Genomic DNA, 15,936 nt, shown 5'->3' with positions numbered 1-15,936 from the left:
TTTACTTACCCAATTTGTATTTGTCAACAGGCGGCTGGCCCGTTAAAAACCCTTTAACTCGGTAAACTACTTCACAGTCTTTTAATTGACGGCATAGGGAATCAACTGACCCCCAGGCATAATTGCAGGTACCAATTGGATTTCCATTTTTATCATAGATATTACTTCCAGCATCATAAGCATTCGGGCTTGCGGTGTAAACCAATATGCCATCATATCTACACTCAGCAATTTCTCCGGCAGCAAACCCGCTATTGAAGACCTTTTTTAGGCCATCTGTGATTTCAACCTTGTCTTTCTTGCAGTTGGTCATCACAAAAAATGATAAGAATGCCATTGTCGCCAGAATTTTTGAGCTCAATCTCATGAATTCATTGTTTGAAGTAAGGCTATCGATAAAAGAATTACCTCGATCCTGATTTGGTATAACACTCAATAGACCTAATAAACCCTTAATCGGTTGGAATCATTTCAAAGATTATTATTGGTAAGTGCGTCCGTGCGTCCATCACGCTCAATTCCCTCCCAAAATCTTCGCCTTTTGCTTCTCGTATTCCTGCTGCGTGAGTACTTTCTCGTCGAGCAGTTGCTTCAACTCGCGGAGTTGGTCGGCCATGAAAGGCGTCATGGCGGGTTGCGTCTGAGGCATTAATGTATTCTGGTCAGTGCCGAAGCCGCCTTGCAGGTCATAGGTGTGCGTCGGCTTGTACTTCATCGTCCATAGGAAAGGAAAGATGAAGAAAACTCCGCCGATGATGGCGCCGACGTCAGCTTCTTCGTTTCGGGAAAAGGCGGTTTCAAAAGGCGCATATCCTTCTTTTTCCAGTCGGACGGTCGTAGTACTACCAACGATTTTGGTATCGCGGTGCGGATAAGGGGTAGTTCCAACGGGCTCACCATTGAGATACACTTTGGCACCACTGGGGTTGGAGCGAATCATGGTAGTACTGGCACAGCTCGAAAACAGAATTGAGGCAGCCAGAAGCAGTGTTGTGGCCTGAGTAGCGGATTTTGAGGTTTTCATCGGGTAATGGATTGGAGGTGGACAATAGAGAGAGTTTTTCAAGCCTGATCGAGACAATAAATATTTCAAAGTAAATTGACTTGTGCAGATAGACATGCCAAAATCTTTTTTCCCCTACGCAAAACGAAATTATTTCAAGGTCCGCTCCGGTTCGTCTATAATTTGAAAATCACGGCCATCGCCTTATCTTTCGGCCCCGAACTACTCCCCTATCCATTTGCTCGCATGAAAATAGCCGTACACGGACGCACTTTTTCGGAATCGGCCCGTCCCTTCATTCAGGGCATGTTCGACGAGTTGCGGGCGCGGCGGATTGAAGTGCAGCTTTTTGCGCCTTTCCGGGAATTTCTGGATTCAGAAGGAGTTCGACATTCTTCCGAAAGTACGTACACCTCCGAAAAAGACCTGTTCGACGCCCGGCTGATGGCTAGTTTGGGCGGGGATGGTACTTTGCTGGAAGCCGTGTCTCTGGTCGGGGCGCGGCAGACCGCCGTAATCGGCATCAACGTGGGGCGGTTGGGTTTTTTAGCCACCGTACCTCCCGAGCGAATCGCCGACATGATCACCGCGCTTGAAGGCGGGAAGTACCACATCGACGAACGCGCCATGCTGGTAATGGAAGCCGACCGCGATATTTTCGATGGTCAGAACTTCGGTCTGAATGATTTTACCATCACCAAGACCGATACCTCTTCGATGATTACCGTCCACGCCTACCTCAACGGTGAGTTCCTTAACTCCTACTGGGCCGACGGGCTGATTGTGGCCACGCCCACGGGCTCAACGGGCTATTCGCTGAGCTGCGGGGGGCCGGTGCTGGTGCCGCACACCCAAAATTTTATCCTCACGCCCGTCAGTCCGCATAACCTCAACGTGCGTCCGCTGGTATTGCAGGATAGTTCAGTGCTGAATTTCGAGGTTAAAAGCCGCAGCAATACCTGCATGGTGTCCATGGATGCCCGTTCGCAGGTGGTAGATTCCAGCGTAAAAATCACCGTCCGCAAAGCTCCTTTCGCGGCCCGTCTCATCAAAATGACCGACGACGATTTTTTCGATACCCTGCGGAGCAAACTTTCGTGGGGGCTGGATATGAGGAATTGAGGGGGGATAAGGGTCAAAAGGTCAAACGGCGTTCTTCGGTTTTCTTTTGACCTCAAATTTGTGAAACATCCGCTCTCCAGAACTTAAAAAGCCCCTTACCCTTTTAGCCTTTAACCGTTTAACCCAAAACATGATACTCAGCCTACACGAAAAAGACCTTCTTCTAAAACACACCTTCACCATCGCCCACGATTCTCGCGATGTGCAACCTACTTTAATTGTAGAATTGAGCGATGGAGATTTTAGTGGTTTTGGGGAAGCCACTACCAATAACTACTACGGCGTCACGATGGACGGGATGAAGCTCGCACTGGAAAAAGTACGGGCATCCGTGGAGAGTTATGTGTGGGGTACTCCCGAAAACCTTTGGGAAATGGTGTATCCTGCCTTGCAGGAAAACCCCTTCGCCCTTTGCGCCCTCGACATGGCAGCACATGATCTTTTTGCCAAGAAGAAAGGTCAAAAGCTATACGAAAGCTGGGGGCTCTCACCTGACCGTAACCCGCTGACCAACTACACCATTGGTATCGATTCCGTCGAGAAAATGGTGGCGAAAATGCGCGAAGTACCCTGGCCTTTGTACAAAATAAAACTAGGCACTGCGGATGACCTGCGCATCGTCCGCGAGCTGCGAAAACACACCGATGCCCGCTTCAGGGTGGACGCCAATTGCGCCTGGACCGCCGAACAAACCATCGCAAATGCGCCCGAATTGAAAACACTTGGCGTAGAATTCATCGAGCAGCCGCTGGCTGCCGCCGACCGTGAAGGCATGAAGCGGGTTTTCGCCGAGAGTGCGCTGCCCGTCATCGCCGACGAAAGCTGCATCGTGGAAAGCGACGTCGATTTGTGCGCCGGGCTTTTTCACGGCGTCAACGTGAAACTCACCAAGTGCGGTGGCCTAACCCCGGCCCGCCGGATGATTGCCCGCGCCGGAGAGCTAGGCCTTCAAACGATGGTCGGATGCATGACTGAAAGCAGCGTGGGCATTTCGGCCATTGCGCACCTGCTGCCCCTGCTCGACTACGTCGACATGGACGGTACTTTGCTCATTTCCAATGATCCCGCCACGGGCGTGACTTTCGACTACGGAAAAGTAATTTATGCTGAGGAGAACGGTACAGGAGCAGTATTGCTGGATCGATGAATTGCCATTGATTTGTGTATTCGTTGACGTATAGGCATGGATGAAACCCGCATTGTTTTTAACCGTTGACTGTTATTCCCTTTTCTTTCATGTCCGAAATATTTCTTACGGAATCTCTTCCCGGCCGCACCGTTACGCTGGCCGATGGGCGGGAATTTTTGTGGTTCAGCGGGACGGATTATTTGGGGATGGGGTACAATGAAAAGTTTCAGGCGCATCTGGCTGAAGGTTTTCGGCGATACGGTACGCACTATGGTAGTTCGAGAAACGGAAGTCTGCAGTTGGCCATATACGAAGAAGCGGAGGCATCGCTGGCGGCTTTTGTAGGGGCACCCGCTGCGTTGGTAGTTTCGTCGGGAATGTGGTCGGGGCAATTGCTGATGTCGGAACTGGAAGTGATTGGCATGGTTCACTCCGCGCCACGCGTACATCCTGCACTTTGGGAACAAGGTTACGTTTCGCAGGGAGATTCTTGGGAGGAGTGGCTTCAGCAGACCATTCAAAAAATTCAACAAAGTGACAAGCAGCAGACGCACGTAATCTGCACCGACGCGATCGGCTCCCCCTGGCTGGAAGAATACAATCTGGATCTCTTGCACGAACTACCGGATACTCACCAGACCCTTGTCCTGGTCGACGATTCACACGGACTGGGAGTACTGAGCCGGGAGGGTCAAGGTACTTTTTCGCGTCTTCCCCAAACGAAAAATGTCCGCTCGGTCGTGACGGCCTCGCTCAACAAAGCATTGGGTGTGCCGGGCGGAGTACTTTTTGGCGACAAAGATTTTATCCAAAGCATCCGGCAATCGCCAAAATTTGCGGGTAGTTCTCCGGCGGCCCCCGGGTACTTTTATGCTTTCCGGCAGAATCTAATCAATGGTGTTCTTCAGGAAGCACACGCTAAGTTAATGGCTAATATCCATTACTTTACAAAGAAACTGTCACACCCGGATCTTCTCAATTATATCGAAAACTACCCGGTTTTTTGCAGCCGCGATTCAGGGCTCTACCCCTATCTTCTTGAGAAGAAAATTCTGACCTCCCACTTCTCCTACCCTAAGCCCACCGACCCGCCGATCGTGCGCCTGGTCATCACGGCTCAACACAAAAAAGAAGACCTCGACCAATTGGCCGAGGTCTTATCTAAATTCTGACTAAGTGAATAGTGCTTGCGCCAGCTATTCATTCACCACGCAGGTCACCTCTCCAAAATTAATCGTTATTCATTCTATCTTGAACTTTTGCCAGCCGTACCTCTTCCCGCTCTTTGGCTTTCTGGACACGGCCCGAAACGATGATACTGACTTCATAAAGCAGCGTCAGCGGCAGGGCAACGAGGATTTGGCTGTAAATATCGGGCGAAGGCGTGATAACGGCCGCCACTATTAGAATCACGATTAGCGAGTGCCGGCGATACTCCCTCATAAACGAAGGCGTGAGAATGCCCACACGCGACAGCACAAAGACAACCACAGGCAGCTGAAACGCTAGTCCGCAAGCCAGCGTCAGCGTGGCAACCATGCTAATGTAAGAGCTGATACTAAACTCGTTGATGATGGAGTCGTCAAGCTTGAAATTAGCCAAGAAATTCAGGGCCAGCGGCGTGACAACATAGTACCCAAAAAAAACGCCCGAGAAAAACAAAAAAGTCACGTAGAACACCGCACCGCGCGCTGCCTTACGTTCGTACTTTTTCAGGCCTGGTTTGATAAAGCGCCAGATTTCCCAAAACGCGTAAGGAAAAGCGAAAACCAAACCAATAATAACCGACGAGGTGAGTGCCATAGAAAACTGTTCGCCCACACCCAGAGCTTGCAACTCGAAGTCGATCTTGTCAATGCAGAGACCTTCGGCCCCCACAGCTTCCCCTAGCTTGCACATCATCCGGTAGGTCCAAAAATTCGTTTTGGCCGGTGCAATAATCACATACTGGTAAATTTCCTGGATGTAAACCCATCCCAAGATCGCGAAAACCAATACAGAACCCACTGCCCGAATAATATTCCACCGCAACTCTTCAAGGTGTTCCAGAAAAGACATTTCCTGTCCTTCCTCCTCGTCAAGTTCTTCTTCAAATTCCTGATCTAAGGCCATTTTATGGGTATTCTTATTTCTTGTAAAGTTTTCAAAGCGCGAAAATACGCACAAAAGCTAAAAAAGCAGTTGTCGTATGTACGAGCAACTGCTTTATTTGTATTTAATAATAAGAAAAATAAGTAATTAGCTATACAGGGGCACCTGCGCCATCCATTGATTCACTTCCTGCTTTGCGGCGGCGATTTTGGCGTCATCGTCATGGTTCGTAAGTACGTCGTCAATCAGGTCGACGATCCGCTCCATATCGTTTTCGACCAGGCCGCGGGTTGTCATAGCGGCCGTTCCTACGCGCATACCCGACGTGACCATCGGCGATTGGTCGTCGAAGGGAACCATGTTTTTATTGATTGTGATGTCCGCTTTAATCAGCGTGTTCTCGGCCAGTTTTCCGGTTAAGCCCTTGGGGCGCAGGTCAATCAGCATTAGGTGATTGTCGGTACCGCCGGAGATGATCTTATATCCCTTATCCAAAAAAGCCTTAGCCATTACCTGGGCGTTTTTCTGCACCTGCACGGCGTAGTTGTAGTATTCCTCGCTCAGAGCCTCGCCGAAAGCTATGGCTTTCGCTGCGATAATGTGCTCCAGCGGGCCTCCCTGCGTACCAGGGAAGACGCCCGAGTCGAGCAGCGACGACATCGTGCGCGTTTTGCCCTTGCTGGTGGTGACGCCGAACGGATTCTCGAAATCGTGGCGCAACATAATCAGGCCGCCACGCGGTCCACGCAGGGTTTTGTGCGTTGTGGTAGTCACGATATGGCTGTGTTCCAGAGCATCGTTCAGCAAGCCCTTCGCAATAAGCCCGGCGGGATGCGAAATATCCGCCAAAAGTACCGCGCCTACCTGGTCGGCAATGGCCCGCAGCCTGACGTAATCCCAGTCGCGACTGTACGCCGACGCACCACAGATGAGCAATTTCGGTTTTTCCCGAACGGCGGTTGCCTCCACCTTGTCCCAGTCGATAAGACCGCTTTCAGGCTCCACGCCGTAAAAAATGGGTTGGAAATATTTACCCGAAATATTGACCGGAGAGCCGTGCGACAGGTGACCGCCATGGGCCAGGTTGAAGCCCATGATCTTATCACCCGGATTGAGGCAGGCCAGGAACACAGCAGTATTAGCCTGCGCGCCCGAGTGCGGCTGTACATTGGCCCAGCTGGCTCCGAAAAGCTCTTTCACGCGGTCGATAGCAATCTGTTCGATTTCGTCCACCACTTCGCAGCCGCCGTAGTACCGTTTGCCGGGCAGGCCCTCTGCGTATTTGTTAGTCAGGCAACTACCGGACGCTTCCATTACTTGTTTTGAGGTAAAGTTTTCGGAAGCAATCAGTTCAATGCCCGATTCCTGGCGATGTAGTTCTTTACCAATGAGGTCGAATACCTGCGTGTCGCGGGCAACTTGGGTGAGCGTTGACATGGGAGTTAGTGAATTTAAAGTGTATGACGGGGCCGCCCGTGCGGCGGATCGTCACTGCGATTATGAGTCTTTCTGAAATAATTCCCAAAAATAAGCGCTAAAAAAGTAGGAATGAAACGCGACAGTGAAAGTAGATTCTTCTATTTGATTGATTAACTTAGCGTTCAATGATTTTTTTGTATTTCTTAAATTTTTTTAATAAAAATAATACCTTGTAGATTTGCGGCCGAGCCGTGTGACGTGCGCTAACCCATTTACTGTAACACTTTACCCACATCCCTCTATGGATTCTTCAACTCTCAGTCCCGAAGCGATTTTAATGCAAGCCGCCGATCAGGAATCGACCGTTCGGACCAATGGTAGTATCGGCCAGCCGATCACTTACGAAAAAATCCCTACCCACATCTATGAGGATTCCCGGGCGGCCTCTCAGGCCGTGGCGCACGAAATAGCTGACCTGATCCGCGAAAAGCAACGGGACAACAAACCCTGTGTGCTGGGTCTGGCCACGGGCTCATCGCCCAAAACAGTGTATGCCGAACTGGTACGGATGCACCGTGAAGAGGGGCTGAGTTTCAGGAATGTCGTTTCCTTCAACCTTGACGAGTACTACCCGATGGAGCCGGATTCCATATACAGCTACCATCGCTTCATGAAGGAGCAGTTGTTCGATCTGGTGGATATTCCCAAAGAAAACTACTTCCTGCCCGATGGCACCATTCCGCCAGCGCAGATCAAAGAGCACTGCCGTGCCTACGAAAATATGATTACCCAGGCAGGTGGGCTCGACTTCCAGCTACTGGGCATCGGCGGCAACGGCCACGTGGGTTTCAACGAACCCGGCTCGCTTATCAATGCCCGCACCCGCCTCATCGCCCTCGACCACTCGACTCGCGCCGCCGCCGCAATGGAGTTCGGTGGACTATCACAAGTACCCCGTAAGGCCATCACGATGGGAATTGCGCCCATTATGAGTGCCAAGCGCATCGTGCTGCTGGCCTGGGGCGAACGCAAAGCACCCGTTCTGCGTGGTGCGGTGGAAGGTCCTGTCACCGAGCGCAACCCGGCATCGTACCTACAGGCACATCCGAACGTCACGTTCGTGATCGACGAAAGGGCCGCTTCCGAACTGACCCGCATGAAAACACCCTGGGCGGTGGATTCGGTAGTTTGGGATAATAAGATGGTCAAGAAGGCAGTCACCTACCTTTCGCAGGCAATGGATAAGCCGATCCTGAAACTAACCGATAAGGATTACAACGACAACGGTATGAGCGACCTGCTGGCGCAATCGGGCGCGGGCTACGAGATCAACATCGATATTTTCAACCAGTTGCAGCACACCATCACGGGCTGGCCCGGTGGCAAACCCGATGCCGACGATACCAACCGCCCTGAGCGCAAAAACCCGGCCCGCAAAAGGATCATCCTTTTCAGTCCACACCCCGACGACGACATCATCTCGATGGGTGGTACTTTCCAGCGGCTTGTGGACCAGAACCACGAGGTACATGTGGCTTACCAGACTTCGGGCAATATCGCTGTCGCCGACGACGAAGCCCTGCGCTTCATCGATTTCGTAGTGGATTTCAATAAGCGATTCTCCATCGAGAATACGAATATTACGAACAAGATTTTCCACGACGCCAAGGAGTTTCTGAAAACTAAGAAAGACAGCGAAATGGACACGCCCGAGGTACGGCACGTCAAGGGGCTCATCCGTCGCGGCGAGGCCAAGGCTACCTGCCGCTTCGTGGGTGTGCCTGATGCGCAGGTACACTTCCTGGATTTGCCTTTTTACGAATCGGGAACAGTACAAAAGAAGCCTCTCGGCGAGGAGGACATCGTTATTATTGAAGATTTGATCAAAGAAATCAAGCCGCACCAAATCTATGCGGCGGGTGACTTTGCCGACCCGCACGGCACCCATAAAGTCTGCTGGGATGCCATCGAAGCGGCCATCGGACGCTTGAAGCATAAGAACTTTATGAAAGATTGCTGGGTGTGGCTCTATCGTGGTGCCTGGGCCGAGTGGGACATCCACGAGATAGAAATGGCCGTGCCGATGAGCCCCGATCAGGTACTTAAAAAGCGCATGGGGATCTTTAAGCACCAGTCGCAGAAGGATGGCGTGGTATTCCAGGGCGACGACTCGCGGGAATTCTGGCAGCGGGCCGAAGAGCGCAACCAGGGTACCGCTCAGCTGTACGATCAACTTGGCTTGGCGGAATACGAGGCGATGGAGGCTTTTGTGCGGTGGAGATTTTAATTAAAAATTTATGACTAACGGTGGCTTAGGCGCCCTGGCAACTTCCCGCAAGCATTATGCTTTCGGGAAGTTTTGCTTTTTGCTGGTCTGGGGACTTCTTCTTGGCACTTCGCTCGCTGCGCAATCGTGGCTAATCGGCCCATTTCGTAAGCATAATGCGGCCAACCCAGTCTTGACACCGTTGTCCACCAGTACTTTCGACTGTCCCGTGCGCGGCGAAGCTGTGCATTGGGAGGCCAAGGATGTCTTCAACCCGGCGGCAGTGGTACGGAATGGTAGAATTTACCTCATCTACCGCGCCGAGGACGAAGTGGGAAAGTATAATGGTACTTCGCGTATCGGGCTGGCCACCAGTACCGACGGCATTCATTTTAAGCGGGTGCCCAAGCCTGTCTTGTACCCCGATCATGATTTTATGAAGAAATACGAGTGGGAAGGGGGCATCGAGGATCCACGCGTGGTCGAAACCGCCGACGGACACTATGTGATGACCTACACGGCTTACGACGGCGACAAAGCCCGGCTCTGCGTGGCAATATCGCCCGACCTGGAACACTGGACTAAATACGGACTGGCATTCAACAACTTTATGCGCGGCGGGGGTGAAGACTTATGGTCGAAGTCGGGCTCTATCGTCTGTCGCCGGGTGGGCGGCAGGCTGATTGCCACGAAAATCAATGACAAATACTGGATGTACTGGGGCGACAAGCAGCAACTGTTCGCGGCCGTTTCCGACGACCTCATCAACTGGTACCCGCTCACCAAAGGCGACAAGTCGCTGAAAGCAGTGGCGGAGTTTCGACCCGGCCACTTCGATTACCGTGTACTTGAGCCCGGCCCGCCCGCGATCATCACTCCCAAAGGTATCGTACTGATATACAACGGCATGAATGACGCAAAAAATGGTGACGTCAATTTACCGGAGGGTACTTACGCTGCCGGCCAATTCCTGTTCAGCCCGGATGCACCCGACCGCCTGACCGATCGCTCGAAGAGCTATTTCATGAAACCCGATCAGCCATATGAAATCACGGGCCAGGTCAACAATGTGACTTTTGTGGAGTCGATGGTTCCCTACCGAGGCCGTTGGTGGCTCTACTACGGCACGGCGGATTCCAAAATCGCGGTGGCGTCGTCACCTTTACGGTAATGGCATAAAAAAAACGGGCGATCGGGATGTCAATCCGGTCGCCCGCACTCGATTTTCAGGGCAAGATGCAAGTTGATCTGCTACTTCGCCGCATTATTCGGCGGATACGGTCGTCACGCTACGCGTGGTTTCCGTGTTAACTGTAAAAGCTTTCTCAGCCTTTCCTTTGTCGGTCTCGACAACGAACGCATATTCGCCGTCGGACAAGTTAGAGAGGTCAAAGATTTTCGAGTAGTTCTCGGTTTCCCGAGCGTACTCACTGTAAAGTACCTCACCAGAGGAATTTTTGATGGCGATGTAAAGGCGGCTCGTGAGGTCCTGCACCGTGAGGCGGAACTTCATGTCCTTATACGTCTTCACCGTCATGTTTACGGTACCTTCTTCGCGCACTTCGATGGCGGCGCGGTCGGTGGTGTTCTTTGCGGAAACTGTGTTGGCAGCGGATACTCCCATCCATACTGCAGCTACTAAGATTATTCTTTTCATAATAGATAATTGATTGTTAAGTTACGACTACTACTTATTGTATTTTTTTAACATTTGGTTAATCTTGCCCTTTGAAGCTCTCTAAGTTAATTCAAGAGTGCCTTTTTCGTTTAACTTGACACTACAAACGTACCAATGCACTGAACACAAGTCAATAGCAGAAGTCGCATTCTGAAAAGTTCCTTTCACGATCCTACGTTATTCTTGTAATAGTACCATGATTATATAAATAGTACAACAAGTCGTTCATTACTTGCTAGACTATTTTTCCATATTTTCAGACAAAGCATTTGTACTAATCTAATATTAGACAAAACTAAATTTCTTTTTACCGGAAAGGGCATGATTCCAAGTTTTCGGAGCCTCTCACCGGCCTACCCAATACTCGTGGCAGCTTCCATTTTAATCAGTATAAATTTCTATTAGATTACTACGCGGAATCCAGTAGTAGCTTCACAGACTGGTAACTATTCCTCAAATTGTTATATTTTTGCAAAAAGCTTACATTCATAATCCTACCCTATGCTCTCCAAAACTTTCGGCGGCGCAGTTTATGGCGTCAATGCTTCAATGATTACCATTGAGGTCGCAGTTAGCCAGGGGTTGCACTTCTTTATGGTGGGCCTGCCCGACAGCGCCGTGAAGGAAAGCCAGCAACGGGTGGAGGCATCGTTAAAGTACGGTGGCTACCGGATGCCGCGCCAGAAGGTAGTTGTGAACCTTGCCCCCGCTGATGTAAAAAAGGAAGGCTCCTCCTATGATCTGCCCATTGCGCTCTGTGTGCTGGAAACTTCGGAGCAAATAAAGTGCGAGCGTAGCCTGGAAGACTACGTAATTATGGGCGAGCTGTCGCTCGACGGCAACCTGCGGCCGATCAAGGGAGTACTTCCCATCGCTATTGAAGCCCGCAAACAAGGAATGAAGGGTATTGTCCTTCCCACCGAAAATGCCCCCGAAGCCGCCATCGTGAATAACCTGGATGTGATAGGCGTCGACACAATGCTGGAAGCCGTGGAATTTTTCGAGGGTAAGCGCGACATTGAGCCGCTCGTGGTGGATACCCGCGATATTTTTGCCAATACCGTCAACGACTACGAGGCTGATTTTTCGCACGTTCAGGGACAGGAGAATATTAAACGTGCCTTGGAAATAACCGCTGCCGGAGGCCACAACGCCATTATGATCGGTCCGCCCGGTGCGGGCAAAACCATGCTGGCCAAGCGATTGCCCTCCATTCTCCCACCGCTGTCGTTGCAGGAAGCGCTGGAAACTACCAAAATTCATTCCGTGGCCGGGAAACTCGGGTCTCGCTCGACGCTGATTTCACGGCGTCCGTTCCGTTCGCCCCACCATTCCATCAGCGATGCAGCATTGGTGGGTGGGGGTAGTTTTCCGCAGCCGGGCGAGATTTCGCTGGCCCACAATGGGGTACTTTTTCTGGATGAACTACCCGAATTCAAGCGCACGGTACTGGAAGTGATGCGGCAGCCGCTGGAAGAGCGTAAAGTGAGTATTTCGCGCGCCCGGATGGCGGTTGAGTTTCCGTCCAACTTTATGCTCATCGCCAGTATGAACCCCTGTCCTTGTGGTTACTACAATCACCCTGAAAAAGAGTGTGTTTGCGGGCCGGGGGTAGTACAAAAGTACCTCAACAAAATTAGCGGACCGTTGCTCGACCGCATCGATCTGCATGTGGAGGTCACGCCCGTCTCTTTTGACCAGATATCCTCCACCCGTAAGTCCGAGAGTAGTGACGAAATCCGGGAGCGCGTCATCGCAGCCCGCGCCCGGCAGACCGAACGCTTCAAAGACCGCCCTGAGATTTATTCCAACGCCATGATGCCGCCCGAAATGGTAAAAGAAATATGTGAGATCGGCGACGCCGGACGTGCTTTGCTCCGTACCGCGATGGATCGTCTGGGCCTCTCGGCCCGCGCCTACGATCGTATCCTGAAAGTCTCGCGTACCATCGCCGATCTGGCTGCCAGCGACGACATCAAAATAGAGCACCTCGCCGAAGCCATCCAGTACCGCAGTCTGGATCGTGAAAACTGGGCCGGCTGATGCAACTCCGCGTTTTCCCCGACAATTTGAAAGAGTGGCTGGCACTGAGACTCAATCTCGTGCCCATGCCACTGCTCCACGCGCAGGTACTTCCTGTCATCAGCCGTGCCGTATTGGAAGCCGTAGATGGAGGTGTTTTTGAAGCCATTCAAAACGGCCATACCACTACCGAAGCTATCGCCGGGGCTTGTGGGTTCGATGTTCGGGCCACGACTCAGTTGCTGGGCGTGCTGACTTCGGTCAATTATCTTCAATTCAAGAAAAAGGAGTACCGCCTGACGCGCATCACCCGCAAGTGGATTTTGGCTGACAGTCCCGACACGGTACGTGACCTGGCCATCTACAACAACCGCATCGTGTGGCCATGGCTGGAAAAAATGGGAGAGTACCTGAAAACGGGGAAAGGTCTGCAGTACCATGACTCGCTGCAAGCCGATGACTGGGAACTCTACCAGCGCGGCATGTGGGCCGGGGCCATTTCAGAGGCAAAGGAGTTTGCCCGCAAAGTACCCCTCCCCAAAAATGCCACGCAGATGCTCGACATCGGCGGTTCGCACGGACTACACTCGGTGGAAACTTGCCGCCGCTATCCCGGTATTACAGCTACTATACTGGATTTGCCGGGAGCCGTGGAGAAAGCCGCCCCGCTGTTGGCGAAGCAAAACATGGGTGATCGGGTAGTTCACCAGGTTGGAAACATCCTGACCGATGAGCTGCCGGAAAGTACCTACGACCTCATCCTTATGTCGAGCGTGGCGCACCATTTTACTGAGGAACAAAATATTCTCGTGGCCCAAAAGGCCGCGCAGGCCCTGCGGCCCGGCGGCGTGTTCATTATCAACGAGTTCATCCGGCCCGACCCACAGGCGGCCCCGGAGTTGGTCGGCAGCAGCACCGATCTGTTTTTTGGGTTGACAAGTACCTCAGGCAACTGGTCGGTGGAGGAGATCAACACCTGGCAACGCGCGTCGGGATTGACGCCACTGCGGGCGATTGGGTACCAGGCTATTCCGGGAAGGTTTCAGGTTGGAGCCAGGAAATAGAGAAGTAGATTGGCGAGGTGTCAGCCGCCCGTACCACACTACATTTCCTCCAAACTCACCCCGCCCAATTCCTCAAAAAGCACCTGCCAGTAACGCGTCACGTGCGGGTTGTTTTCCTTAGTGGAAGCCGTCGGTTCGAAAGGGGAAACTACCGTGACTTCGGGCGTCCCGATGGCATACTGCTCCGTTTTCTTCGCGTCGTCTTTGGCCCAGGTTTCGGCTTCGTCGTCGTCGGTGGGAGGCTTGACGTGGAAATCACGGCGGTCGGGGCCTTTTACACTCTCAATCATGTCGCTGAAATAGTACACCCGCACCTGCGCCCCGTCTTCGGCAGCTTTGGCGATGATGGGCAGGCTGGCCCAGATATCCGTGGCCTGGTTTGATGCGCCCGTGTTCTGCTGATTGAGCTTGGCCATGGCCTGACGCAGGAAAATTCCCTTCTCCCGCTGCAACGACATCTGAAAGGCGGTTTCGATGGCCTCCTGGTCGGTGGCGTTGGCGTTTTCGATGCCTTCTTTTTCGGAGCGTACCGTCAGCGAAAGCGCTTTGGCCTTGGAAGTATTTTCGTGGATAAAATAAATTTCCAATTGATCGCCTTTGTTCGTCATGTTGCGCTCCACGATTTCGTTGAGGACCTGTTGGTACTTTTCCTGAACGAATCCTTTATTTACATTCACACTCTGGGTTTTGTCCAGAAACACCAGCGTATGGACCGGCGCTTCGGGGGCGGAGGTTTTTTCTTCGGCAGGCAGCAAACCGCAGGCGGAATGCAAGCCGACTAGCGCAAGGAGAAGCAGGGCAGTCGAAATCGAGGGCAATTTCATAGGGAGTAACGGGCTTTATTTTTTGGCAAAACTAAGGTCTTGAAAAACAACCTACAACGCGGAACGGACGAGTGGACGGAATATTTTGCCACTTTTCGCTGTTGGTTAAAGGTGCCGGGGATTCAGAAGTAGTATTTGTCCGGGTTTGGCCTTACATTGAAAAGTCATTTTTGCCTCTCAAAAGAATCATGCACTTACTTTCAAGATTTGCCGGAATACTTTGCCTGATGGCGTGCCTGGCTTCCTGCTCTGGTAATAAATCCACCGAAACTACCCAGCAAGCCACCACTTCCCGCAGCGACACGGCCAACGCTGAAAAGTCGGCATCTACCATCCTTTTCTTCGGTAACAGCCTGACGGCGGGCTACGGTGTGGAGCCTTCCGAAGCTTTCCCGGCTTTGATTCAGGACAAACTTGACTCGCTGGGCTTGAACTATAAGGTAGTTAACGCCGGGGTGAGTGGCGAAACTACCTCCGGAGGCAACAGCCGCATCGACTGGGTACTTCGCCAGCCCTTGGATATTTTTGTGTTGGAACTCGGCGGCAACGACGGCCTGCGCGGCATTCCGCTCACCGAAACCCGACAAAATCTGCAAGCCATCACGGACAAAGTGAAGGCTAAGTACCCCGACGCCAAAATCGTTCTGGCCGGGATGCAGATCCCGCCGAATATGGGGAAAACGTACGCCAACGAATTCCGCGACCTTTATAAGGAATTGGCCGAAGAAAACGACGTGACCCTCATTCCCTTTCTGCTGGAAGGCGTGGGCGGCATTCGCGAGCTCAATCAGAGTGACGGCATTCACCCAACGCCCGAAGGGCACCGCATTGTGGCCAATAATGTCTGGGATGTGCTGGCTAATGAGTTATAAACTTTCTTCAAAGCCCAATGTGTACCCCAGAAAACATACACTCTGGCACCGCTGTCAGACAGATGTGGGCGAGAGGAGATAAGTCGGCATTTTCAGGCACAAAAAAGCAGCGCGGCCCAAAAACGGCCGCGCTGCTTTTTTGTAAGTACTCGTCAACTCCTGTCTTCTTCAGGCGGGTACTGACTGCTGCTCTTGCAAGTACTGCATGAGGCTGTTCATGGAAGTGATGCGCGGGTAGTCCTCGTCAGGGATGGCAATATTGAACTCCTGCTCCAGTTGCATCATCATATCTACCAGATCTAGGCTGTCAAAGCCGAGGTCTTTCACAAAGTGGGCGTCGTCGGTGATGGCAGTAGCTTCCAGTCCGAAATTATGCAGGATGTTGAGAATACGCTTTTTCATTATCTGGATAATTTTGTGATGTAGGTAAACCCCGGGGAGGGTTT

The 15,936-nt window shown here is 51.9% G+C and carries 15 protein-coding genes; 8 read left to right on the top strand and 7 right to left on the bottom strand.

The genetic code is table 11. The features are described from left to right. Window position 1: 1 nt before the first annotated feature. Window positions 2-361, bottom strand: coding sequence for a hypothetical protein (locus tag IE117_RS25710; RefSeq protein ID WP_229581489.1), 360 nt, complete (start codon window positions 359-361; stop codon window positions 2-4). Window positions 362-514: 153 nt separating this feature from the next. Beyond that, complete coding sequence (locus tag IE117_RS25705) at window positions 515-1,024, bottom strand: PEGA domain-containing protein (RefSeq protein WP_189569092.1); 510 nt, start codon at window positions 1,022-1,024, stop codon at window positions 515-517. Between the two features lie 225 nt (window positions 1,025-1,249). Here IE117_RS25705 and IE117_RS25700 point away from each other — a divergent pair, with 225 nt between their 5' ends. The 3 genes from IE117_RS25700 (at window position 1,250) to IE117_RS25690 (ending at window position 4,426) form a co-directional block, all read left to right on the top strand. Continuing rightward, on the top strand, window positions 1,250-2,125 hold the full coding sequence (locus tag IE117_RS25700) for an NAD kinase (RefSeq protein WP_189569089.1): 876 nt from the start codon (window positions 1,250-1,252) through the stop codon (window positions 2,123-2,125). A 130-nt stretch (window positions 2,126-2,255) separates the two neighbouring features. Beyond that, entirely contained in the window at window positions 2,256-3,272 is a 1,017-nt protein-coding gene (locus IE117_RS25695) for a dipeptide epimerase (RefSeq protein WP_189569086.1), read from the top strand. An 89-nt stretch (window positions 3,273-3,361) separates the two neighbouring features. Beyond that, complete coding sequence (locus IE117_RS25690) at window positions 3,362-4,426, top strand: aminotransferase class I/II-fold pyridoxal phosphate-dependent enzyme (protein WP_189569083.1); 1,065 nt, start codon at window positions 3,362-3,364, stop codon at window positions 4,424-4,426. 58 nt (window positions 4,427-4,484) lie between these two features. On the opposite strand, the gene tatC is transcribed toward IE117_RS25690, so the two are convergent. Beyond that, entirely contained in the window at window positions 4,485-5,366 is an 882-nt protein-coding gene (tatC, locus tag IE117_RS25685; RefSeq protein ID WP_189569080.1) for a twin-arginine translocase subunit TatC, read from the bottom strand. A 126-nt stretch (window positions 5,367-5,492) separates the two neighbouring features. Next, entirely contained in the window at window positions 5,493-6,782 is a 1,290-nt protein-coding gene (glyA, locus tag IE117_RS25680) for a serine hydroxymethyltransferase (protein WP_189569077.1), read from the bottom strand. A gap of 319 nt (window positions 6,783-7,101) precedes the next feature. Between glyA and nagB the strand changes: the two genes are divergently transcribed. Both nagB and IE117_RS25670 read left to right on the top strand, forming a co-directional pair. After that, window positions 7,102-9,051 (top strand): glucosamine-6-phosphate deaminase, encoded by a 1,950-nt coding sequence (gene nagB, locus IE117_RS25675; RefSeq protein WP_189569185.1) that lies wholly within the window; start codon window positions 7,102-7,104, stop codon window positions 9,049-9,051. Window positions 9,052-9,061: 10 nt separating this feature from the next. Continuing rightward, window positions 9,062-10,201 (top strand): glycoside hydrolase family 130 protein, encoded by a 1,140-nt coding sequence (locus IE117_RS25670; RefSeq protein ID WP_189569074.1) that lies wholly within the window; start codon window positions 9,062-9,064, stop codon window positions 10,199-10,201. A gap of 93 nt (window positions 10,202-10,294) precedes the next feature. Here IE117_RS25670 and IE117_RS25665 read toward each other — a convergent pair whose 3' ends face one another. Then, window positions 10,295-10,687 (bottom strand): T9SS type A sorting domain-containing protein, encoded by a 393-nt coding sequence (locus IE117_RS25665; RefSeq protein WP_189569071.1) that lies wholly within the window; start codon window positions 10,685-10,687, stop codon window positions 10,295-10,297. A 522-nt stretch (window positions 10,688-11,209) separates the two neighbouring features. Between IE117_RS25665 and IE117_RS25660 the strand changes: the two genes are divergently transcribed. Further along, complete coding sequence (locus IE117_RS25660) at window positions 11,210-12,751, top strand: YifB family Mg chelatase-like AAA ATPase (RefSeq protein WP_189569068.1); 1,542 nt, start codon at window positions 11,210-11,212, stop codon at window positions 12,749-12,751. Further along, window positions 12,751-13,794: a methyltransferase gene (locus IE117_RS25655; RefSeq protein WP_189569065.1), complete on the top strand. Its 1,044-nt coding sequence runs from the start codon at window positions 12,751-12,753 to the stop codon at window positions 13,792-13,794. Before IE117_RS25660 ends, IE117_RS25655 begins: the two co-directional genes overlap by 1 nt. Window positions 13,795-13,832: 38 nt before the next feature. On the opposite strand, the gene IE117_RS25650 is transcribed toward IE117_RS25655, so the two are convergent. Then, window positions 13,833-14,618, bottom strand: a complete 786-nt coding sequence (locus IE117_RS25650) for a hypothetical protein (protein WP_189569062.1) — start codon at window positions 14,616-14,618, stop codon at window positions 13,833-13,835. 188 nt (window positions 14,619-14,806) lie between these two features. Between IE117_RS25650 and IE117_RS25645 the strand changes: the two genes are divergently transcribed. Next, window positions 14,807-15,490, top strand: a complete 684-nt coding sequence (locus IE117_RS25645) for an arylesterase (RefSeq protein ID WP_189569059.1) — start codon at window positions 14,807-14,809, stop codon at window positions 15,488-15,490. Window positions 15,491-15,658: 168 nt separating this feature from the next. On the opposite strand, the gene IE117_RS25640 is transcribed toward IE117_RS25645, so the two are convergent. Then, window positions 15,659-15,892 (bottom strand): acyl carrier protein, encoded by a 234-nt coding sequence (locus IE117_RS25640; RefSeq protein WP_189569057.1) that lies wholly within the window; start codon window positions 15,890-15,892, stop codon window positions 15,659-15,661. Window positions 15,893-15,936 lie beyond the last annotated feature (44 nt).

The organism is Persicitalea jodogahamensis (assembly GCF_014651615.1).
Classification (GTDB): Bacteria; Bacteroidota; Bacteroidia; order Cytophagales; family Spirosomataceae; genus Persicitalea; species Persicitalea jodogahamensis.
The sequence above is the reverse complement of the archived record's forward strand: the minus strand, read 5'-3'. Positions and strand labels throughout refer to the sequence as shown.